This is a genomic window from Pseudomonas sp. SORT22 (assembly GCF_018417635.1).
Classification (GTDB): domain Bacteria; phylum Pseudomonadota; class Gammaproteobacteria; order Pseudomonadales; family Pseudomonadaceae; genus Aquipseudomonas.
In genome coordinates, this window is sequence record NZ_CP071007.1 from 4,699,521 (window position 1) to 4,720,438 (window position 20,918).

A 20,918-nucleotide genomic window follows, 5' to 3' on the forward strand; every position below is an offset into this window, starting at 1 on the left:
CTACTGATGAAAAAACTGTCCCTGATCCTTCTTGGCAGCCTGCTGGCCGCGTGCAGCAGCACCCCTGAAGCCCCCAAGGCCAGCCTCGACGGCGAGGTCTTCTACCTGCAACGCATCGCCCTGCCGCCCGCCGCCACCCTGAGCGTGGCCCTGCAGGACGTGTCGCTGATGGACGCCCCCGCCGTTACCCTGGCCAGCCAGAGCGGCCCGGTCAAAGGCAATGTGCCGCTGCCCTTCCACCTGAGCTACGACCCGGCCCAGGTCAAGCCCGGCCACCGCTATGCAGTGAGCGCGCGGATCGAACTGGACGGCAAGCTGCTGTTCATCAACACCGAGCACCATGGCGTGCAACTTGATGGCAACGACCCGCAGCCGGTACGCATCAAGGTCGATGCCGTTCGTTGATTGATTGTTTTTCCTTCGTATAAGGATGCTGCCATGTTCCGCCCCGCTCTAACCTTCACCGGCCTGTGCGCCGGCCTGTTGCTGTCGGCCAGCGCCCTGGCGCTGTCGCTCGGCGACCTCTCGCAAAAAGATGCCTCCACCGGCCTCAAAGACGCCCTGACCCAGGGTGCCCAGGTAGCGGTGAAACAACTGGGTACCCCGGGTGGCTTCAGCAATAACCCGGATGTGCGCATCGAACTGCCCGGCAACCTGGGCAAAGTCGCCAAGAAGATGAAAGCCTTCGGCATGGGCGCCCAGGTCGATCAGCTGGAAACCAGCATGAACAAGGCCGCCGAGGCCGCCGTGCCGCAAGCCCAGGCGCTGCTGGTGGATGCCGTGAAGAAGATGACCGTGGACGATGCCAAGGGCATCCTCAGCGGCGGCAACGACTCGGCTACCCAATACCTGAGCAAAACCAGCCGCGAGCAGATCCGCGCCAAGTTCCTGCCGATCGTCAAGAAAGCCACCGACCAGGTCGGCCTGGCCCAGCAGTACAACAACTTTGCCGGGCAAGCAGCGACCCTGGGCGTGCTCGATGCCAAGAACGCCAACGTCGAAGGCTACGTGACCGAACAAGCGCTCAACGGCCTGTTCGAGATGATTGCCAAGCAGGAAGAAACCATCCGCCAGAACCCGGCGGCGGCAGCTACCAGCATTGCCAAGAAGGTGTTTGGCGCGCTGTAAGCGCCAGCTACAAGCTTCAAGCGGCAAGCCACAAGCAGTGTGAACAGCACCTCTTGCAGCTTGCCGCTTGTAGCTCTCAACTGCTCTTTCTGACCCTGAACCACGCCGCATACAGCGCCGGCAGGAACAACAGCGTCAACGCCGTCGCCACGATCAAGCCACCCATGATCGCCACCGCCATCGGCCCGAAGAACACGCTGCGTGACAGCGGGATCATCGCCAGCACCGCCGCCAGGGCGGTCAGCACGATTGGCCGGAAGCGCCTTACTGTCGCCTCGATAATCGCCTGCCAGCGGTCCAGCCCGGCAGCGATGTCCTGCTCGATCTGATCGACCAGGATCACCGAGTTGCGCATGATCATCCCCGACAGGGCGATGGTCCCGAGCATCGCGACAAAACCGAACGGCTGGCGGAACACCAGCAGGAACAGGGTCACGCCGATCAACCCCAGGGGCGCGGTGAGGAACACCATCACCGTGCGCGAGAAACTGCGCAGTTGCAGCATCAGCAGGGTCAGGACCACGACGATGAACAACGGCACCCCGGCGTTCACCGATTTCTGCCCACGAGTGGAGTCCTCCACTGTGCCACCCACGTCCAGCAGGTAGCCATCGGGCAGCTCGGCACGTATCGGGTCCAGGGTCGGCAGGATCTGCTTGACCAGGGTGACCGGCTGTTCCTTGCCATAGATGTCGGCGCGCACGGTGACGTTGGGCAGGCGGTTGCGGTGCCAGATCACACCTTCTTCAAAGCCGTATTCCAGGGTTGCCACCTGCGACAGCGCCACACTGCGGCCATTGTCGGTAGGCACCGCCAGGCTCGGCAGGTTGGCAAGTTCGCTGCGCTCCTGCTGGGTACCGCGCAGGAGGATCTCGATCAGCTCGTTGTCCTCGCGGAACTGGCTGACAGCCGAGCCGGTCAGCGAGCTTTGCAGGAACTTCGCCAGGTTCGCCGTGCTCACCCCCAGGGCGCGGGCGCGGTCCTGGTCGATGTTCAGGTAGACCACCTTGCTCGGCTCTTCCCAGTCCAGGTGAACGTTGACCACGTGGGGGTTCTCGCGCACCTTGGCGGCCACTTTGCGGGCCAGGGCACGCACCTGCTCGATGTGCTCACCAGTGACCCGGAACTGTACCGGGTAACCCACCGGCGGGCCGTTTTCCAGGCGCGTGACCCGCGAACGCAGGTCGGGGAACTGCTCGTCGAGGGTTGCGATCAGCCAGCTACGCAGCTGTTCGCGCTCCTCGATGGTTTTCGCCAGCACCACGAACTGGGCGAAACTCGGCGCCGGCAGTTGCTGGTCGAGTGGCAAGTAGAACCGCGGCGAGCCGGTGCCGACATAGGCCACATAGTTGTCGATGCCGGCGCGTTCCTTGAGCAGCGCTTCCAGGCGCTTGACCTGATCGGCGGTGTTGCTCAGCGAGGCGCCTTCGGCCAGCTTCAGATCGACCATCAGTTCCAGGCGCCCGGAAGCCGGGAAGAACTGCTGGGGCACGAAACGGAACAGCAAGATGCTGCCGACAAACAGCGCGATGGTCGCCACGATCACCGTCTTGCGCCGCTCCACGCACCAGCCCACCAGGCGCCGCACGCGCTGGTAGAACGGCGTGCCGTAAGGGTCAGGGCCGCCTTCGGCGGTGCCGTGCTTGGCCGCATGCAGCTTGGCCAGGTCAGGCAACAACCGCTCACCCAGGTACGGCACGAACACCACCGCGGCAACCCAGGAGGCGAGCAAGGCGATGGTCACCACCTGGAAGATCGAACGGGTGTATTCACCCGTGCCGGATTGCGCGGTGGCAATCGGCAAGAAGCCTGCGGCGGTGATCAGGGTGCCGGTGAGCATCGGGAAGGCGGTGCTGGTCCAGGCGTAGCTGGCGGCCTTGAACCGGTCGAAACCCTGCTCCATCTTGATCGCCATCATCTCCACGGCAATGATCGCATCATCCACCAGCAAGCCCAGGGCCAGCACCAACGCGCCGAGGGAGATCTTGTGCAAACCGATGCCGAAGTAGTACATGGCGGCAAAGGTCATCGCCAGCACCAGCGGAATGGCCAGGGCCACCACCAGGCCGGTGCGCATGCCCAGCGAGAAGAAGCTCACCAGCAAGACAATGGCCAGCGCTTCAACCAGCACCTGAACGAACTCGCCGACGCCGGTCTTCACCGCCGCTGGCTGGTCGGAGACCTTGCGCAGCTCCATGCCGGCCGGCAGGTTGTGGGCAATGCGGGCGAACTCGGTTTCCAGCGCCTTGCCCAGCACCAGAATGTCACCGCCAGCCTTCATCGACACCGCCAGGCCGATGGCGTCCTCGCCCATGAAGCGCATGCGCGGCGCGGGCGGATCGTTGAAGCCCCGGCGCACCTCGGCAACATCGCCGATACGGAAAGTGCGGTCACCGACCCGGATCGGGAACTGCTGGATCTGCTCGACCGTGGTAAAGCGCCCGCTGACCCGCAGTTGCAGGCGCTCGCTCGGCGTCTCGAAGAAGCCTGCGGTGCTCACCGCGTTCTGTTCTTCCAGCGCCTGTTGCACCGCTGCCAGGGGCAGGCCGAGGGTGGCCAGCTTGAGGTTGGACAGCTCGATCCAGATCTTCTCGTCCTGCAGGCCAAGCAGCTCGACCTTGCCGACATCCTTGACCCGCTGCAACTGGATCTGCACGCGGTCGGCGTAGTCCTTGAGCACGGCGTAATCGAAGCCGTCACCGGTCAGCGCGTAGATATTGCCGAAGGTGGTGCCGAACTCATCGTTGAAGAACGGCCCCTGGATACCCTGCGGCAAGGTGTGGCGGATATCGGCAACCTTCTTGCGGATCTGGTACCAGAGCTCGGGGATATCGGCCGAATGCATCGAGTCGCGGGCCATAAAGGTGACCTGCGATTCACCGGGCCGCGAGAACGAGACGATCTTCTCGTACTCGCCGGTTTCCATCAGCTTCTTTTCGATACGCTCGGTGACCTGGCGTGAGACTTCCTCGGCGCTGGCCCCTGGCCAGTTGGTGCGAATGACCATGGCCTTGAAGGTAAACGGAGGGTCTTCGCTCTGCCCCAGCTTGGTGTAGGACAGCGCGCCGACCACAGCCAGCAAAATCATCAGGAACAGCACGATCTGCCGATTGCGCAGGGCCCAGGCGGAAAGGTTGAAACCCATCGGGACTTACTCCTTGGCCGCCAGATTCACCACACGATTGGACCGGTCCACCGGACGAACCTGCTGCCCTTCCTGGAGCACATGCACGCCGGCCGCCACCACCCAGTCCGAGGCATTCAGGCCTTCGAGCACTGGCACGCTGTTTTCACCGTAGGCACCCACCCGCACCGGTACGCGCTTGAGGGTGTTGTTGGCATCGACACGCCAGACGTAGGTCTGGCCGTTTTCTGCGGTCAGCGCCGAGAGCGGCACCGCCAGGGGAATGTTCTCGGCGTGCTGGATGTACACCCGGGCGCTTTGCCCAAGCTCGGCCGGCACCTTGCCGGCGGTAAAGGCGATGCGCGCAGCGAAGGTTCGCGAGCGCGGGTCGGCCGAAGGCGACAGTTCGCGAATCCGGCCATTGAAGCGTTGATCCGGTTGCGACCAGAGCTCCACCGCCACCGTCTGGCCGACCTTGAAGCGGCCAAAATTCTGCTCAGGCAGGCCGATCAGCACTTCGCGCTCGCCATCGGCGGCCAGGGTGAACACCGTCTGCCCCGCAGCCACCACCTGGCCCACCTCAACCTGGCGCTTGGCGATCACGCCGTCCTGGGACGCGCGCAGTACGGCATATTCTGCCTGGTTGCCGGCGACGTCGAACTCGGCGCGCACTTGCTTGAGCCGGGCCAGGCCAGCACGGTAGAGGTTTTCGGCGTTGTCGTATTGCGAATGGCTGACCATCTGCCGGTCGAGCAGGGTCTTGTAGCGGTCGCGCTCGGCCTTGACCAGGTTCAGGTTGGCTTCGGCAGCGGCCAATTGGGCACGGCTGGCTTCCAGTTGCAGGCGCACATCCTGGGGGTCGAGTTCGGCCAGTGGCTGTTCGGCCTTGACCCGCTGCCCCTCCTCGACCAGGCGCTTGCTGACCTTGCCACCGATGCGGAACGCCAGCTCCGGCTCGAAGCGCGCACGCACCTCGCCGGGGTAGCTGTCGGCGGCGGCGCTGGCCGGCTGCGGCTGCACCACCATGGCCGGACGAAGGGAAGTCTGCGGTGCGCTTTCCTGCCCGCAGGCAGCAAGCAACAGCACGAGACCAACGGGCAAAGCGAGGGGCAAGGCATGGCGCAACATGATGGATGACCTTTCGCGAATGGCGCTTTGAATATTTATACTGGCGGGTATATTAAATCAGGGAACCGGAGCGGGGAAGCAGGCCTGCGCGAGAAATCCCATATTTACGCCGGGAGCAGCGCGTCGATTTTTGCCCGCCGAAATGCCGGTCGCGATGTACCATGTGCACTTACTGGAATATGTAACTTTTCACTCATGCCCAAAGTCACCGCTGCTACCGGCCCCGGCCGGCCCAAGGACCTGGCAAAACGCCAGGCCATTCTCGAGGCAGCCAAGGCGCTGTTTCTAACCCTTGGCTATGCCAACACCAGCATGGATGCGGTCGCGACAGCGGCAGGTGTGTCAAAACTCACGGTCTACAGCCACTTTACCGACAAGGAGACGCTGTTCTCTTCGGCAGTGGTCGCCACCTGCACGGCGCAGTTGCCCGAGCTGATTTTCGAGCTGCCTGAAGGGGTTCCGCTGGAACAGGTGCTGCTGAAGATCGGCCGCGGCTTTCAGGCGCTGATCAGCAGCGACCTGTCGGTCAAGCTGCACCGGCTGATCATGGCCCTGGGCAATCAGGACCCGAAACTCAGCCAGATCTTCTTCGAGGCCGGCCCGTTGCGGGTGCTGCACGAGATGGAGGCGCTGCTGCGCCAGGTGGATGCCCGCGGGCTGCTGCGCATTGAATTGCCGGCCAACGCCGCCGAGCACTTCTTCTGCCTGCTCAAGGGCGCGGCCAACTTCCGCCTGTTGCTCGGCTATGCCCCGGCGCTGGATGCCGAGGCCTCCGAGGCCCATGTGCAAGAAGTGGTGGCGCTGTTCATGCGCGCTTACCGACCTTAAGCCTTGAGGGCTTTTTTCGGATAGATGTCGTAGCGGCTGGATTTGCCTTCCAGGCAGTGGCTGGGCTTGGGCCCGTCGATGATCGGCGCCTTGCGCGGGCGCTTGACCACCACCCGGTGGCTGGCCAGGGCCAGGGCGGCTTCGAGCAGCGCCGGGGCGTCGAGGTCGTCACCAACCAGCGGGCGGAACACGCGCATTTCCTTTTTTACCAGGGCGCTCTTGTCGCGATGAGGGAACATCGGGTCGAGGTAGATCACCTGCGGCGGCTCACCCTGCCAGGTGCGCATACGCTCGATGGCATTGCCGGTGAGCAGTTGCATGCGCGCAACGATCGGGCCCACCTCGGCATCGCTGCGGGCGCGGGCCAGGCCGTCTTCGAGCAAGGCCGCGACCAGCGGCTGGCGCTCGATCAGGGTCATCTGGCAACCGAGGCTCGCCAGCACGAAAGCGTCCTTGCCCAGCCCCGCCGTGGCATCGAGCACCTGCGGGCGCACGCCCTGGGCGACGCCCACGGCCTTGGCGATCATCTGCCCGCTGCCGCCGCCGAACACCCGCCGGTGCGCCGCCGCGCCTTCGACAAAATCCACCCGCACCGGCCCCGGCGCCTGCGCACCGAGCTGCTGGATCTGCAGGCCATCGGCGCCGATCTGCACGGCAAAGCCTGCATTGTCATCGCTCAGCGGCAATCCCAGACGCCGCGCCCACTCGCCAGCCTGGGCCTGATAATCGGCCGTCAATGCCTCGACCCGGATGCCGCCGTCAGCCAGTTGCTCCACCATCAAATCCTGTACTCAAAAAAATTAAATGATCGTCGGCCGCGGCCGATATACGAAGTATTCGCTATTTTGCCAGACCAGCACCCTCTGCGACTGCCATGACCGACATTCTTCAGCTCAACTCAGGTTATATCTCGCCCGTCGGCGACTATGGCCGGCACAATACCCAGGCACTGGGCGGCATCAGCCACCTGTGGCAGGATTTTTTTGCCCGCGCCCTGGCTGAGCAGCAAGGTCCGGAGGACGCGGCCAAGGCCGTGGCCACCGAGCAGTTCGACAAGGTCACCGGCGAGCCGCTGGGCGGCAGCCAGGTGCTGGCGCAGATCCACAACCAGCGCCTGTGCGATGTGCACGACACCGAACTGGCCCCGCCAGAGCCGCTGTTCCTGCCGATCGCCGAGCTTGAGCCGGAGCTGCTGGAAAAACTCGCGCCGCCGTTCAGCGCCGCCGAACTGATCGAGCAACAGCGCCAGCTGGATATCAGCAACACCTGGGTACGCCCGGTAGTCATGAGCCAGGGCCACCCGCTGCCCGCACCCGGCCCGGCACCACAGGCCAAACCGTTGTACCTGCCGATCGCCGAGTTCGAGATGGACCTGCTGGACAAGGCGCCGGAGCCCTTCGACGACGCCACCATGGCCGTGCAGCAATCGCAGCTGGACTTCGACAACCGCTGGGCTCGCCCGGTGGTGCTGAACAACGTGCGCATCGCCGCCTGAGCCTTAGCGGCAGATCTGCCAGAAGCCCATGTCCAGGTGAAAGTGATTGCGGTGTGCGGCGTTGTACTCAGGCCCCAGCACCGTGTTGAAACTGTCGCAGGCACTGGCGTGCACATCCCTTAAAAACTTCGCTTTGACGCCCTCCCCCGGCCAGTCCTTGAGCAACTGGATACGCTGCCCGTCCGCCAGGCGAAAGCCGGCGATATCCAGGGCATTGGCCGTGGCGTGCTGGCTCAGGCGGCCATTCTTGCGGTTGTACATGTTGCGACAGGCAAAGCTGCCCAGGTGATCGACCTGCACCACCGGCTGGGCAAAGGCGCGCTGTGCCGCCGGTTGCAGAGCGTGGCGCTCGAACAGCGCATAAGCCACCGCCAAGGGGCAACTGGCGAGAAAGCTGCTGCTCAGGCGCACCGACGAGCCTTCGACGCGCACCACGTTTTCCAGGGGGCACGGCGCATTGGCGGGGCTGTCGGCCTGCTTGCGGTAGCGCAGGCTGGAGGTGGCCAGGGCCTGCTCGCACAGCTGCGGATCATCCTCAAGGCGGCCCAATTTATACGGCGTAAGCAGGTTCGGCGGCTGGCGCACATCCAGCACCGCCCAGGGGTTCCAGGCATCCGGCAGATGCCAGCCCAGGCGCCAGGCAGCACCCAGTGCAACGAGCAGAATCAGACACAGTACCGCGAGCAATCCTTTGCGCATGGTCGATCAGCGCCTGAACAACTGGTTGAGCTGGTCGAACGACAGCGCCTGGTCGGCGTAGTCAAAACAGCCTTGATCATGAATCTGCTGCGCAGCGTTGAAAAACGCCCCATAGGCGGCCCGCGCCAGCGATGAGCCGACGCTGATACGCTTGACCCCCAGCGCTTGAACGTCGGCAAAACTCAAGCGCACACCGCTCAGGCCCATCAGCACATTGACCGGCTTCGGCGCCACCGCCTGGACCACCCGACGGATCTCCTCGGCCGTACGCAAGCCCGGCGCATACAGCACATCGGCACCGGCTTCGGCGAAGGCCTGCAGGCGGGCGATGGTGTCGTCCAGGTCCATGCGCCCGTGCAGCAGGTTTTCCGCGCGGGCACAGAGCATGAACGGAAAGTCCAGGCTGCGCGCGGCGGTGACGGCCGCCTCGACCCGCTCCACGGCGTGATAGAAGCTGTAGATTGGCTCGTCGGCATTGCCGCTGGCATCCTCGATCGAGCCGCCCACCAGGCCAATGGCGGCGCCCTGCAGGATCGCCTCGGCACAGCCCTTGGGGTCGTCGCTGAAACCGTTCTCAAGGTCGGCAGCCACCGGCAATGCCGTGGCATCGACAATGGCGCGGGCATTGACCAGGGTTTCATCCAGGCTCATCGCCCCTTCGGCATCTGGCCGCCCCAGGGAGAACGCCAGGCCGGCGCTGGTGGTGGCCAACGCCTCGAAGCCGAGGCTGGCCAGCAGCTTGGCCGAGCCGGCATCCCAAGGGTTGGGAATGACAAAGGCGCCATCGCGCTCATGCAGGGCTTTGAAGGCTTCGGCACGCAGGGTTTGCACATCCATGATCTCGGCTCCCAGGCAGGCGGCAGGACGCGCTCAGAGCAGGCCGAGTTGTTCGGCTTCTGGCGTGCGGTCCAGTTCAGGCAAGGCCGCAAGCCCCGGCAGGCGCTCCATCAGGCCTTGATGAAAACGCCGGGCCAAGGCGGCGGCCAGGCGATTGTCGGCAGTATGCAGGAAAACATAGGGGCTGCGCCCCTCCTCGATCCAGGCCGCGACCTTGTCCAGCCACGGCAGCAGGAACGGCTCGTTGGCGGCCAGTTCCGGGTGGCCGATGAAGCGGATCTGCGGGTGCTGGGTAAAGGCGGTCGGGCGAGGCGGCACGCGCGGTTTTTTCGACTGGGCGTGGAGCACCTCGGGCGTCTGTGAAGTACAACTGAACAACGCGCGAGGGTCGAGACAGATGCGCTCCACACCACGCTCAAGCAGCAGGCGGTTGAGCAGGCGCTCTTCCTCGCCCTTGCTGAAGAACGCCGCGTTGCGCACCTCCACGGCGATGGGCACGCCAGCCTCGTCGATAAAGCTCACTAGCTCGCTCAGGCGCGCCGGGCCGAAGGTTGCCGGCAATTGCAGCCAGTACGGCGCAACCCGTGCGCCAAGGGGCTTGAGCAATTCGATGAAGGACTGGGCGGCGGCCAGTTGAGCGTGCAGGTCACCGCTGTGGCTGATGTCGCCGGGGAACTTGGCGGTGAAGCGAAAGTGCGCCGGCATCAGCTGCGCCCAGCGTTCGATGGTCGCCGGTGCCGGGCGGGCATAAAAGGTGGTGTTGCCTTCTACGGCATTGAAGACCTGGCTATACAGGCCGAGGAAGTCGCTGGTTTTAGCCTCGGCCGGGTACAGGTACTCGCGCCAGGCGTTTTCACTCCAGGACGGACAACCGACAAAATAGGGCAGCGTGGACAGACTCATCCATCAAATGTACAGGTCCAGCCCGAGTACTTCCATCTCCCAGTCAACGAAACCGGCAGTGGTCAGGTAGCTGGCCAGGGCATGGGCGGTGCGCTTGTTGCGCGCCCGCGGGAAGATCATGTCCTGAGGCCGCGCCGGCAGGCCGCCAGTGCGCGCCTGGCCGTGGCTGGCGCTGGCTTGCGCCTGTACTTCGAACTCGCCCGGCAGATCTTCGTCGTCCACGTCATCGGTGCGTACCGGCGCTTTGCGCGGGGCTCGCTTGATGGGGTAGGACTGAGAAGAAAAACCGTCTATGCGCATGGCGATTACTCAGGAGCAGTGATGGCAATTTAGCAGCATCGCTGATCCTTCGCTAATGCCCGATTGATAACTGGACCACAGATCGGGCAAAAGGTTTTATTTTGCCTGGGAATAACCGACGAACTGCACTCAGCGCGCTTTCGGCGTGGCCACCTTGTCGCGCAGGTACACAGGTTGCGCGAGGTCGGCGGCAATCGCCTCGCCGCGCTGCCAGGCGAAGGTCGCCAGGCTCAGCAGGTCCTGGGCATGGGGCAGCAGGCTGGCGTCCTGGCCGCAGGCCTTGACCGCCAGGCGCTCGGCATAGCCCCAGCCAGTGCCCGCGCCAAACCAGTCGCCGCTGGCACCCTCGGGCAAGGCCACCTGCTCCGGTGGCAGCACCGCCTCCTTGCCCTGCAGGCGCATTTCGCCGTCAACGTTGCGATAGCAGCCCCAGTAGACCTCGTCCATGCGCGCATCGATTGCCGCCGCCACTTGCTGCACGCCCTGCTCACGCATCGCGCGCTGGGCCAGCACGGCCAGGTTGGACACCGGCAGTACCGGCCGCTCCAGGGCGAAGGCCAGGCCCTGGACCACGCCAATGGCAATGCGCACGCCAGTGAAGGCGCCCGGGCCACGACCGAAGGCGATGGCATCGAGCTGTTGCAGGGTGACGCCGGCATCGGCCAGCAGTTGCTGGATCATCGGCAGCAGCTTCTGCGCGTGCAGGCGCGGGATCACCTCATAGTGGCTGGAAACCTTGCCATCATGCAGCAAGGCAACGGAGCAGGCTTCGGTGGCGGTGTCGAGGGCCAGCAAGGTGGTCATCGGGGGTTCCAGGGGCAAGAAAAAAGAGCAGCATTATAAACAACAACGGCCCGCAAGCGGGCCGTTGTCTGCACTACCGAGCGTCGATCAGCTCAGTGCGGCCAGGACCTTGGCGGTGATCGCGTCAACCGAGCCCACGCCTTCGATATGCGCGTACTTCGGCTTGCCAGCGTTGGCAGCCGAGAGCTTCTGGTAGAAGTCTACCAGCGGCTTGGTCTGGTCGTGGTAGACCGACAGGCGATGACGCACGGTTTCTTCGGTGTCGTCTTTGCGCTGCACCAGCGCTTCGCCGGTTTCGTCGTCCTTGCCTTCAACCTTTGGCGGGTTGTAGACAACGTGGTAAACGCGGCCCGAACCTTCGTGCACACGGCGGCCAGCGATACGCTGAACGATTTCTTCGTCTTCGACAGCGATTTCGACCACGGCATCCAGCTCGACGCCAGCAGTCACCAGGGCTTCAGCCTGAGGAATGGTGCGCGGGAAGCCATCGAACAGGAAGCCGTTGGCGCAGTCAGGCTGGGCAATACGGTCCTTGACCAGGTTGATGATCAGCTCGTCGGAGACCAGCTTGCCAGCGTCCATGATCGCCTTGGCTTCCAGGCCCAGCGGGGTGCCGGCCTTGACCGCGGCGCGCAGCATGTCGCCAGTGGAAATCTGTGGAATACCGAACTTTTCGGTGATGAACTTTGCCTGAGTACCTTTACCGGCCCCGGGAGCTCCCAGCAGAATTACGCGCATCTTGTGCTCCTCATTTTTTTGTAAGCAAATCAGTGGGTTTGCCACGCAGGGCCAATCCCGGAATTTGGGTGATGATCGTAATTTCGATCAAAAGGCTGCTCAAGATACACAGCGCCCGCAAGCCACACAAGCGCTCGAAAGTCGGAAAAACCCACGCACTGTGGCCACTTGCAGCACAGGTTGCGCCGAGCGCAACCTGTTGCTTTACAAGCATTCTGCCCTTCCTGGGCAAACCCTCGGCAAAGCGTTTTGCCAACTCAGCCGGTATTGCGCAAACCTGCCGCGATGCCGGCCACGGTGACCAGCAAGGCCTGCTCCAACGGGCTGTCCAGAGCGGCTTCACGCCCACGCGAGCGCGCCAGCAGCTCAGCCTGCAATAGATGCAGCGGGTCCAGATAGGTGTTGCGCAAGCGGATGAATTCCAGGGTTTCGGGGCTGTGCGCCAGTAGCACCGGCTGCCCGGTCAGCCCCAGTACTACCTGACACGCCTGCGACAATAGGTCGCGCAAATGTGCACCCAAAGGTCGCAGTTCTGGTTGCACCAGACGTTCGTCGTAGGAGCGGGCGATATCGGCATCGGCCTTGGCCAGAACCATCTCCAGCATGTCGATACGTGTGCGGAAAAACGGCCACTGCTCGCGCATCTCAGCCAGCAACGGCCCCTGGCCGCGAGCCAGGGCGTTGTTCAATGCCGCTTCCCAGCCGAGCCAGGCCGGCAGCATCAGGCGGGTCTGAGTCCAGCCGAAAATCCACGGGATCGCCCGCAGGCTTTCGATGCCACCGGCGCGGCGCTTGGCCGGGCGGCTGCCCAGCGGCAGGCGGCCGAGTTCCTGTTCGGGGGTGGACTGGCGGAAGTACTCGACGAACTCGGGGTTGTCGCGCACCACGCCGCGATAGGCCTTGACACCATCAGCAGCCAACTGGTCCATCAGCGCGCGCCAGGCCGGTTGTGGCGGCGGCGGTGGCAGCAGGGTCGCTTCGAGCACCGCCGCCAGGTAGAGGTTCAGGTTCTGCTCGGCGATGTCCGGCAAGCCGAATTTGAAGCGGATCATCTCGCCCTGCTCGGTAGTACGGAAGCGCCCGGCCACCGAACCCGGCGGCTGCGACAGGATCGCCGCGTGGGCCGGGCCGCCGCCACGCCCGACGGTACCGCCACGGCCGTGGAACAACAGCAGTTCGACCTGCTGCTCGCGGCAGATGCGCACCAGGGTTTCCTGGGCGCGGTACTGGGCCCAGGCCGCGGCCGTGGTGCCGGCATCCTTGGCCGAATCGGAATAGCCGATCATCACCTCCTGCGGGCCGTGCAGGCCGGCGCGATACCCCGGCAAGCCCAGCAGGCGCTCCATCACCGGCCCGGCGTTGTCCAGGTCAGCGAGGGTTTCAAACAACGGCACCACGCGCATCGGCCGCAGCACGCCGGCCTCTTTAAGCAGCAACTGCACCGCCAGCACATCGGAAGCGGCGCCGGCCATGGAGATCACATAGGAGCCCAGCGAAGCTGCCGGTGCAGCGGCAATCTCGCGGCAGGTGGCGAGCACTTCGGCGGTGTCGGCCTGGGGCTTGAAGTAGCTGGGCAGCAGCGGCCGCCGGCTGTTGAGTTCCTGCTGCAGGAAGGCCACACGCGCGTCTTCATCCCACTCGGCGTAGCGGCCAAGGCCCAGGTATTCGGTGATTTCACTCAGCGCCGAGGTGTGCCGGGCGGCGTCCTGGCGCACGTCCAGACGCACCAGAAACAGGCCGAAGGTCACCGCCCGACGCAGGCAGTCGAGCAGTGGGCCATCGGCAATCACGCCCATGCCGCAAGCATGCAGTGATTCGAAGCACAGCTGCAGCGGCTCGAACAGTTCACGGTTGTCCTGCAGCACTTCAGCGGCCGGCGCTTGCGCCGTGGTCAGCGCGGCATGGGCCCAGGCGCGGGTGATGCGCAGGCGCTCGCGCAATTGCTTGAGCACGGCGCGATAAGGCTCGGCCGACTCGCCCACCTTGGCCCTCAGCGCTTCGCTGGCCTGCTGCATCGACAGCTCTGCGGCCAGGGCATCGATATCGCGTAAAAACAGGTCAGCGGCCATCCAGCGCGCCAGCAACAGCACTTCACGGGTCACCGGCGCAGTGACATTGGGGTTGCCGTCACGGTCGCCGCCCATCCACGAGGCAAAGCGGATCGGCGCCGCCTCCAGCGGCAGGCGCAGGCCGGTGGCCTGGTGCAGGGCCTTGTCGACCTTGCGCAAGTGGTGTGGCACCGCTTGCCATAGCGAATGCTCGATCACCGCAAAGCCCCATTTGGCTTCGTCTACCGGGGTTGGCCGGGTGCGGCGGATTTCTTCGGTGTGCCAGGCTTCGGCGATCAGCCGTTGCAGGCGTTCGCGGATCTGCTCGCGTTCGGCGGGGGTCAGGTCGCGGTGATCCTGGGCAGCCAGTTGCGCGGCAATCGCGTCGTACTTCTGGATCAAGGTGCGCCGCGCCACCTCGGTCGGGTGGGCGGTAAGCACCAGCTCGATGCTGAGCTTGCCCAGTTGCCGGGCCAGGGCATCGTCGCTGTGGCCGGCGGCCTTGAGCCGCGCCAGCAGTTCGGGCAGCACCCGTGCTTCGAAAGGTTCGGCCTGGCCGGCGTCGCGGCGGCGGATCAGCTGATACTGCTCGGCGATGTTGGCCAGGTTGAGAAACTGGTTGAAGGCCCGCGCCACCGGCAACAGCTGGTCTTCGGCGAGGTCATTGAGGGTCGAGCTCAGTTGCTCGGCGCTACCGCTGCGGTCGGCCTTGGCACTGCGGCGTATGTCCTCGATGGTCTGCAAAAACGCTTCGCCGTGCTGCTCGCGCACGGTATCGCCCAACAACTCGCCCAACAAATGAACATCTTCACGCAAGCGCACATCGATATCAGTCATCAGCCATGTCTCCGGCATTCGGGAAAACCGCTCTGGGTCCAGAGTGCCCCAGTAGCGCCCGGGCTTCAAGGCAGGGCCACGGCTGGGCTACATGGCTGGGCTACATGGCTGAGCTACAGGGTTGAGCTACTGGGTGAACTACGCTCAACACAGGCATACAGGAGACCATCATGAAAATCCGTGATCTTGCCCAGCATTGGGAACAGCACGCCAAAGGCTCGCTGAGCCCCACCGGCCATGTCCTGCACCTGGACATGGAAGCGGCGGCGCGCCTGGCGGCCCTGGCCGAGATGTACCCCAAGCGCCAACCCGAAGAACTGCTCGGCGAACTGCTCGGGGCTGCGCTTGAAGAGCTGGAAGCGAGCTTTCCGTATGTTCAGGGCGCGCAGGTGATTGCCACCGACGAAGAGGGTGACCCGCTGTACCAGGACATCGGTCCGACCCCGCGGTTTCTTGCCCTTTCACGCCGCTACCTGCACGAGATGAGCAACCCCAAAGAGGCCGGCAAGCCTTGATCCACCCCGCCTCCTGATCCGCGCTGCGAGCGCCCGCGCAGGCGCTCGCGTACCGCCGGCACGCCTGAAAGTTCAACGGAAAACCCACTGACCGATCAGTCAGAAAAAACCGCGAACAAGCGGCACTTTTTTCTGAACTATTCAAAAAACGCTTCGGTCACAGCCAATAGCCATCACGGCAAAACCCTTTCAGAACCGGGTCAGAGCAGTCCCGTAGCTGACGGGTCGCGCCGATGGACTGTTACGGAATTCGTTGTTCATCAGGAGTGATCCAATGGAGTTGACCACCATGAAGACCCGCACCGCAAACACCCCGTCCACTCACCTGCGCGGGCTCAAGCTGGCCGCGCTGGCACTGGGCAGCAGCCTGGTCCTGGCCGGCTGTGCCGGCAACCCACCTACCGAGCAGTACGCTGTCACGCAATCGGCGGTCAATTCCGCTGTCAGCGCCGGCGGTACCGAGTTTGCCGCCGTCGAAATGAAGGCTGCGCAGGACAAGCTCAAACAGGCGGAAATCGCCATGCACGACAAGAAGTACGACGACGCCAAGCGCCTGGCCGAGCAGGCCGAGTGGGACGCCCGCGTCGCCGAGCGCAAGGCCCAGGCCGCCAAGGCCGAGAAAGCCGTACAGGATGCCCGCCAGGGCGTTCAGGACCTGCGTGAGGAAGGCATGCGCAGCGTCGAATGACGCCCGCTCACCGACCCGTGCATTCGTAATCGATCAAAGGATGAACCATTATGCGTAAACACGTGATGATCCCCGCCCTTCTGGCCCTGAGCGTTGGCCTGGCCGCCTGCTCGACGCAGCCGAACGCCAACCTGGAATCGGCCCGGACCAACTTCTCGGCCCTGCAGAGCAACCCGCAGGCCGCCAAGGTCGCGGCCCTTGAAACCAAGGACGCCCAGGACTGGCTGAACAAGGCCGACAAAGCCTACATGGACAAGGAAGACTCGAAAAAAGTCGACCAGCTTGCCTACCTGACCAACCAGCGGGTTGAAGTGGCCAAGCAGACCATTGCCCTGCGCACTGCCGAAGGCAACCTGAAAAACGCTGCCGCCCAGCGTGCCCAGGCGCGCCTGGATGCCCGCGATGCGCAGATCAAGAAGCTGCAGGACAGCCTCAACGCCAAGCAGACCGACCGCGGCACCCTGGTGACCTTCGGCGACGTGCTGTTCGACTTCGACAAGGCCACGCTCAAGAGCAGCGCCTACCCGAACATCACCAAGCTGGCGCAGTTCCTCCAGGAGAACCCTGACCGCAAGGTGATCGTCGAGGGCTACACCGACAGCAAGGGCAGCGCCAACTACAACCAGTCGCTGTCCGAGCGCCGCGCCGCGGCCGTGCGCATGGCGCTGGTACGTGCCGGTGTAGATCCGGCGCGCATCGTCGCCCAGGGCTACGGCAAGGAGTATCCGGTGGCCGACAACACCAGCAACTCGGGTCGCGCGCAGAACCGTCGGGTGGAAGTGACCATTTCCAACGACAACCAGCCGGTGGCGCCGCGTTCGGTCAGCCAGCTGAACTGAAGCTAGCTGTGCAGTAAAAAAAATCCCGCCGCGTCTGGCGGGATTTTTGTTTGGCTTGCGGGCCTTCATCGCGGGTCAAGTCGGATCGCCGCACCGCCGCTCCCGCAATTACTCTTTCACTTCTTGTGGGGTTTCCTGACCCAGGCAACGCACCGCCTGCTTCTTGTTGTTGACCAGCACACCCGTCAGGCCTTTTTGCGCGGTATCGAACAACACCAGCACGCCATCGACGCACTGCGCCACCTGGCTGGCCGGCTGCAGGGAGATCTTGTAGTCCTCGCCAGGGATGGTCTTGAGCATGGTGAAGTCGGACAGCAGCAAGGCATCCTCGGGCTTGGCGAAATGCAGGTAACCGTAGTACCACAGGGCCGCGACGGTACCGATGATGCTGCAGACTCCGGTAATGATCAGCGGGATGGCGTTGCGTTCTTCACTCATTGCGACTTCTCGTCAGGGTAGTTGGGGACTTCGGCCAGGCGCCGCAGCCCGTTGAAATGCATCGGGTCGTCCAGAAAGCGCAACATGACCTGGCGCCAGGTCTTGTCGGCAAAGGTCTGCACATGCCCGCCACGGGTCAGCTGCAACACCCTCGGGGGGGGCGCAGCCTGATACAACTGCAGGCCGTTGACCAGCGGCACGATGGGGTCGTCGATGCTGTGGAAGAACAGCTTGGGCGGGGCCTTGATCTGCGCGATCGAATGGATCGCACTGTCGCCATCGGGCACCAGCCACGACAAAGGCACCTGCAGCGGCCAGGTCAACCACGAATTGCTCAGGGCAAAGCGCCCGACCTGACGGTAGCTGGCCGGTACGCCATCGAAGACCATGGCCTTGAAGCGCTCGGCCTGGCGCGGATGCTCGGCCAGGTAATGGATAGCCATTGAGCCGCCCAGGCTCTGGCCCAGCAGGATCTGCGGCTTGCCCTGCACCTCGGGGGCCTGGTCCAGCCAGGCCAGCGCCGCAGCGATGTCCTGGTAGACCTCCGGCAGCCCGGGCTTGCCCTGCGACAGGCCGTAGCCGCGGTAGTCGAGCAACAGCACCTGATAACCCTGCTCCGGCAACCACCAGCTGCCGCCCAGATGCCAGGCCAGGTTGCCGCCATTGCCATGCAGGTGCAGCACCGTGCCCTTGACCTCGACACCGGCCTTGGCCGGCAGCCACCAGCCATGCAGGCGGGTGCCGTCGGCGGCGGTCAGGGTCACGTCGCGGTACGCGAGTTTGGCTTTCTCGGGGGTGAACGGCTGACCGGGCTCGGGATAGAACAACAGCGAACTGCAACCGCCCAGACTCAGCAGCACCAGCAGCAGGCCCAGATGCCTGCGCCATGCTTCAGAGAATGTTCGAGTAATCGGCTTCAATCCGGTCCAGGCTCAGGTGGTTGAGGAAGTTGGAGAAACACATCCAGGCCGACAGCGCGTTGAGGTCGCGAAACTGCTCAGGCAGGTACTTGGGCGGTTCCACCAGGCCTTCATCGACCAGTTGGCGCAAGGTGCGCATGTCTTCAAGGGTGGTCTTGCCGCAGAACAACAAGGGGATCTGTTCGAGCTTGCCCTTGCGCACGGCCAACTGAATATAGTTGTAAACCATGATAAAGCCCTTGAGATAGGACAAGTCCTTGGTAAACGGCAAACCATTGGGCACCGAGCCGCGGAACACCCGGCTGGCGTTGCCGTAGCTTTCGGCCATCTCGAAACCCTGGGCGCGGAAAAACTCATACACCTGCATGAAGTCGGCGCCCTCCTCGACCATATGGATGGCGCGGGTGCGGTTGGTCAGCTTGCGCAGGCGGCTGGGGTAGGAAGCGAAGGCGATCACTTCCATGAGGATCGCCAGGCCTTCCTGGGTCACGGTCGACGAGGGTGGGCCCTTGGCCAGGAAGGTGCAGATCGGCTGGTTGAGACCGTTGAGGGTGGTGCCGACGTGCACCAGGCCTTCGTGAACCTCCAGCGCGCGCACATCGCGGCTGTTGAACATGGCGTCGGCGCGGATCTTGATGTAGTCGGCGCCAGCGGCGGCGTCGGCGACGATACCGTCGGACTCGAACACGCGGATGGTGTCTTCGGCCTCGTTGAACACCTTGTTCAGGCGGCCCTGGAGCATCTCCACAGCCTGCTTGGCGGTGAGGTTCTTCGGCTCGTCCTTGAGGTCGCCACGGCCGTCGATGTTGTTCAGGTAGTCCGAGAGCATCAGGCCGAGGTCGGCCAGGGTCGGGTCACCGGCATGGAAGGCATCGGAGGCGGCGCCGTACAGTTCCTGGGAGATCAGGCCGAAATCCTCGGTGCCGCGCGCTTCGAGCATGCGCACCACCATGCGGTATTCCTTGCACATGCGCCGCATGATCTGCCCGACCGGGTTGAACTGGCCAAGCTGGCGGGTGATGTCGCGCTCGATGTTCTGGAACTCGAGCTTGACTGCCGCCGAGTCGAACGACAGCGGCCGGCCCTGGTAGTAGGCGCGGTCTACCGCTGGCAGCTCCTTGCCCTTGGCCTTGAGGAAACCCTGGCGGATATTGTCGTCCCACTTCACCGCATCAAGCACGCGAATGGGCGTTTGCGCCAGGACAATGCGATCAGACAGGGCACGTATCGTCTGCTGGTACTCGTCCACCCTACACTCCTTGAATTGCGCTGATTACTTGCCGGCCCGCTTGAAGCGCGCCACTTCGATGAACAGGTCGGAGTTGGCCGGGTCGTCCAGGTAAGCCAGGACGCGCTCGGCCGGGCTGTCGATTAGAACCCCTTCGCCGTTTTCTTCGGGCACCTCGATGCTGCGGCCGCTGAGTTCTTTCTTCTGCACAGCCTGGTTGACCTGCTCGACATCAAGGTTGTAGACCACCAGTTCCTTGTTATCGAGCACTTCAAAACCGCCAATCAGGAAGTTGCCGCCCAGACGCTTGGGCACGCCGGCCGAGAGGTACCAGCGGTTGCCGTGCTGGGACACGGTGAAGGCGTACTCGTCGCGCTTCTTGTTCTTGCCGATGGCCACTGCCTTGTAGGCGTTGCCACCGCTGCGGCTGATCTGCAGGGTCAGCGGCTCGCCCCAGGCGTCCTTGCTGGTCCAGGTGCCGAGCAGGGCCTTGGGTGCAGGTTTGTTGCCCGGAATCGGCTCGTTGAAGGTGACCAGACAACCGCCAAGCAGCAAGAACGACAATGCCAACAGCAGGGTTCTGGCTTTCATCAACCTCTCCTTGAAATAGGTTCGCGCCTTACACCGACGCCAAGACCAGATGCAGGTACCGGGTAAGAATAGCGAGCATCGGCGCTTCAGCCTGGGCTTGTTCAGCGTCGAGCAGGCCCTGATATTCCATCTGCTCGATAATCGCCGTCAACACCAGGGCATCCTGTTGTGGCTGACGTGAGCCTACCACCTGCAGCATCTGCACGGCGCCGCGCAGCAGAATCTGCTCGTGCAGCTTGACCAGCTCGGCCAGGCGCGGGCACAGCAGCGCCTCCTGGCGAAAGGCCTGCTCGGCCATCAGAAAGTCGCGGCGGTTATGCAATTGGCGCTGCACATAGTCGGTGGTCATCTTCGCTACTTCATCGGCCAGGCGCGCCCGCCACTGCGGGCTGCCATCGCCCTGGGAGAGCAACTGGCGCAGCACCACCTCGGTGTTCTCCCAGAGCTTGGCCATGTAGGCCGCGCTGCGTTCGACATACTGGGCGAAGGTGTCGGTGAGCAGGTCTTCGATGTCCTTGAAGTAATAGGTGGTCGCCGACAGCGGCACGCCGGCCTCGGCTGCCACCGCGCGGTGGCGCACGCCGCGCACGCCGTCACGCACGACGATGCGCATGGCCGCGTCGAGGATCTGCTGGCGGCGCTGCTCGCTGCCTTCGCGGCTGGCCTTGCGGCCTTGGTACTGCACGCTTTCGGCCACCGCTGTAGCCACGCAGGCGGCGCCTTGTTGAGTCATTGCAGGAGTCACTGCTGGTCTACCCCAAACGTTGGATCCGATCGATGAATTTCTTCCAGGCATGAAAAAGCCGCCCCGGAAGGCGGCTTGTTCAGTT

General features: G+C 63.9%; 23 protein-coding genes. 7 read left to right on the forward strand and 16 right to left on the reverse strand.

Annotation, left to right across the window (positions count from 1 at the left end):
- The first annotated feature begins 6 nt into the window (after nt 1-6).
- Together JYG36_RS21550 and JYG36_RS21555 are read left to right on the forward strand one after the other, a co-directional pair.
- Nucleotides 7-405 carry a YbaY family lipoprotein gene (locus JYG36_RS21550; RefSeq protein WP_038996762.1) on the forward strand — a complete coding sequence of 133 codons (399 nt, stop codon included), beginning with the start codon at nt 7-9 and terminating at the stop codon, nt 403-405.
- A gap of 33 nt (nt 406-438) precedes the next feature.
- Nucleotides 439-1,128, forward strand: coding sequence for a DUF4197 domain-containing protein (locus tag JYG36_RS21555; protein ID WP_195885816.1), 690 nt, complete (start codon nt 439-441; stop codon nt 1,126-1,128).
- A gap of 76 nt (nt 1,129-1,204) precedes the next feature.
- On the opposite strand, the gene JYG36_RS21560 is transcribed toward JYG36_RS21555, so the two are convergent.
- Both JYG36_RS21560 and JYG36_RS21565 read right to left on the reverse strand, forming a co-directional pair.
- A complete protein-coding gene (locus tag JYG36_RS21560; RefSeq protein ID WP_045193649.1) occupies nt 1,205-4,273 on the reverse strand; it encodes an efflux RND transporter permease subunit in 3,069 nt (1,022 codons plus the stop codon).
- A gap of 6 nt (nt 4,274-4,279) precedes the next feature.
- The gene (locus JYG36_RS21565; protein ID WP_045193650.1) at nt 4,280-5,380 is read right to left on the reverse strand and encodes an efflux RND transporter periplasmic adaptor subunit; all 1,101 of its coding nucleotides are present in this window, start codon (nt 5,378-5,380) and stop codon (nt 4,280-4,282) included.
- A 195-nt stretch (nt 5,381-5,575) separates the two neighbouring features.
- Between JYG36_RS21565 and JYG36_RS21570 the strand changes: the two genes are divergently transcribed.
- Nucleotides 5,576-6,208 carry a TetR/AcrR family transcriptional regulator gene (locus JYG36_RS21570; protein WP_045193651.1) on the forward strand — a complete coding sequence of 211 codons (633 nt, stop codon included), beginning with the start codon at nt 5,576-5,578 and terminating at the stop codon, nt 6,206-6,208.
- Here the strand turns inward: JYG36_RS21570 and JYG36_RS21575 are convergent.
- Complete coding sequence (locus JYG36_RS21575) at nt 6,205-6,987, reverse strand: class I SAM-dependent methyltransferase (RefSeq protein WP_045193652.1); 783 nt, start codon at nt 6,985-6,987, stop codon at nt 6,205-6,207. The genes JYG36_RS21570 and JYG36_RS21575 overlap by 4 nt on opposite strands.
- Before the next feature lie 95 nt (nt 6,988-7,082).
- Here JYG36_RS21575 and JYG36_RS21580 point away from each other — a divergent pair, with 95 nt between their 5' ends.
- The gene (locus tag JYG36_RS21580) at nt 7,083-7,703 is read left to right on the forward strand and encodes an energy transducer TonB (protein WP_213602231.1); all 621 of its coding nucleotides are present in this window, start codon (nt 7,083-7,085) and stop codon (nt 7,701-7,703) included.
- Nucleotides 7,704-7,706: 3 nt separating this feature from the next.
- Here JYG36_RS21580 and JYG36_RS21585 read toward each other — a convergent pair whose 3' ends face one another.
- The 8 genes from JYG36_RS21585 to ppc form a co-directional block, all read right to left on the reverse strand.
- Nucleotides 7,707-8,402 carry an extensin-like domain-containing protein gene (locus JYG36_RS21585; RefSeq protein WP_093386713.1) on the reverse strand — a complete coding sequence of 232 codons (696 nt, stop codon included), beginning with the start codon at nt 8,400-8,402 and terminating at the stop codon, nt 7,707-7,709.
- Between the two features lie 6 nt (nt 8,403-8,408).
- On the reverse strand, nt 8,409-9,239 hold the full coding sequence (locus JYG36_RS21590) for an isocitrate lyase/PEP mutase family protein (protein ID WP_213602233.1): 831 nt from the start codon (nt 9,237-9,239) through the stop codon (nt 8,409-8,411).
- Nucleotides 9,240-9,272: 33 nt separating this feature from the next.
- Nucleotides 9,273-10,142, reverse strand: a complete 870-nt coding sequence (locus JYG36_RS21595; protein ID WP_045193655.1) for a DUF72 domain-containing protein — start codon at nt 10,140-10,142, stop codon at nt 9,273-9,275.
- A gap of 3 nt (nt 10,143-10,145) precedes the next feature.
- Nucleotides 10,146-10,442, reverse strand: coding sequence for a hypothetical protein (locus JYG36_RS21600; RefSeq protein ID WP_045193656.1), 297 nt, complete (start codon nt 10,440-10,442; stop codon nt 10,146-10,148).
- Between the two features lie 129 nt (nt 10,443-10,571).
- Nucleotides 10,572-11,246: a tRNA (adenosine(37)-N6)-threonylcarbamoyltransferase complex dimerization subunit type 1 TsaB gene (gene tsaB, locus JYG36_RS21605; RefSeq protein ID WP_045193657.1), complete on the reverse strand. Its 675-nt coding sequence runs from the start codon at nt 11,244-11,246 to the stop codon at nt 10,572-10,574.
- Nucleotides 11,247-11,333: 87 nt separating this feature from the next.
- Nucleotides 11,334-11,984, reverse strand: a complete 651-nt coding sequence (gene adk / locus JYG36_RS21610) for an adenylate kinase (protein WP_045193658.1) — start codon at nt 11,982-11,984, stop codon at nt 11,334-11,336.
- A gap of 10 nt (nt 11,985-11,994) precedes the next feature.
- A complete protein-coding gene (locus tag JYG36_RS21615; protein WP_093386719.1) occupies nt 11,995-12,198 on the reverse strand; it encodes a hypothetical protein in 204 nt (67 codons plus the stop codon).
- 43 nt (nt 12,199-12,241) lie between these two features.
- Complete coding sequence (gene ppc, locus JYG36_RS21620; RefSeq protein ID WP_123565745.1) at nt 12,242-14,869, reverse strand: phosphoenolpyruvate carboxylase; 2,628 nt, start codon at nt 14,867-14,869, stop codon at nt 12,242-12,244.
- 170 nt (nt 14,870-15,039) lie between these two features.
- Here ppc and JYG36_RS21625 point away from each other — a divergent pair, with 170 nt between their 5' ends.
- From JYG36_RS21625 to lptF, 3 genes are all read left to right on the forward strand, one after another.
- Nucleotides 15,040-15,384 (forward strand): pilin assembly protein, encoded by a 345-nt coding sequence (locus JYG36_RS21625; RefSeq protein WP_093386725.1) that lies wholly within the window; start codon nt 15,040-15,042, stop codon nt 15,382-15,384.
- A 274-nt stretch (nt 15,385-15,658) separates the two neighbouring features.
- On the forward strand, nt 15,659-16,072 hold the full coding sequence (locus JYG36_RS21630) for a DUF4398 domain-containing protein (RefSeq protein ID WP_045193662.1): 414 nt from the start codon (nt 15,659-15,661) through the stop codon (nt 16,070-16,072).
- Between the two features lie 50 nt (nt 16,073-16,122).
- Nucleotides 16,123-16,911 (forward strand): lipotoxin F family OmpA-related lipoprotein LptF, encoded by a 789-nt coding sequence (gene lptF / locus JYG36_RS21635; protein WP_045193663.1) that lies wholly within the window; start codon nt 16,123-16,125, stop codon nt 16,909-16,911.
- A 108-nt stretch (nt 16,912-17,019) separates the two neighbouring features.
- Here the strand turns inward: lptF and JYG36_RS21640 are convergent, their stop codons facing one another.
- The 5 genes from JYG36_RS21640 to JYG36_RS21660 are packed head-to-tail and all read right to left on the reverse strand — an operon-like array spanning nt 17,020 to nt 20,821.
- Nucleotides 17,020-17,349: a PA3694 family proteiin gene (locus JYG36_RS21640; RefSeq protein ID WP_093386728.1), complete on the reverse strand. Its 330-nt coding sequence runs from the start codon at nt 17,347-17,349 to the stop codon at nt 17,020-17,022.
- On the reverse strand, nt 17,346-18,269 hold the full coding sequence (locus tag JYG36_RS21645) for an alpha/beta hydrolase (RefSeq protein ID WP_045193665.1): 924 nt from the start codon (nt 18,267-18,269) through the stop codon (nt 17,346-17,348). Before JYG36_RS21645 ends, JYG36_RS21640 begins: the two co-directional genes overlap by 4 nt.
- Nucleotides 18,241-19,518 (reverse strand): flavohemoglobin expression-modulating QEGLA motif protein, encoded by a 1,278-nt coding sequence (locus JYG36_RS21650; protein ID WP_045193667.1) that lies wholly within the window; start codon nt 19,516-19,518, stop codon nt 18,241-18,243. Before JYG36_RS21650 ends, JYG36_RS21645 begins: the two co-directional genes overlap by 29 nt.
- A gap of 24 nt (nt 19,519-19,542) precedes the next feature.
- A complete protein-coding gene (locus JYG36_RS21655; protein ID WP_045193668.1) occupies nt 19,543-20,088 on the reverse strand; it encodes a hypothetical protein in 546 nt (181 codons plus the stop codon).
- Nucleotides 20,089-20,116: 28 nt separating this feature from the next.
- Entirely contained in the window at nt 20,117-20,821 is a 705-nt protein-coding gene (locus tag JYG36_RS21660; RefSeq protein WP_093386736.1) for a TetR/AcrR family transcriptional regulator, read from the reverse strand.
- Nucleotides 20,822-20,918: the final 97 nt, after the last annotated feature.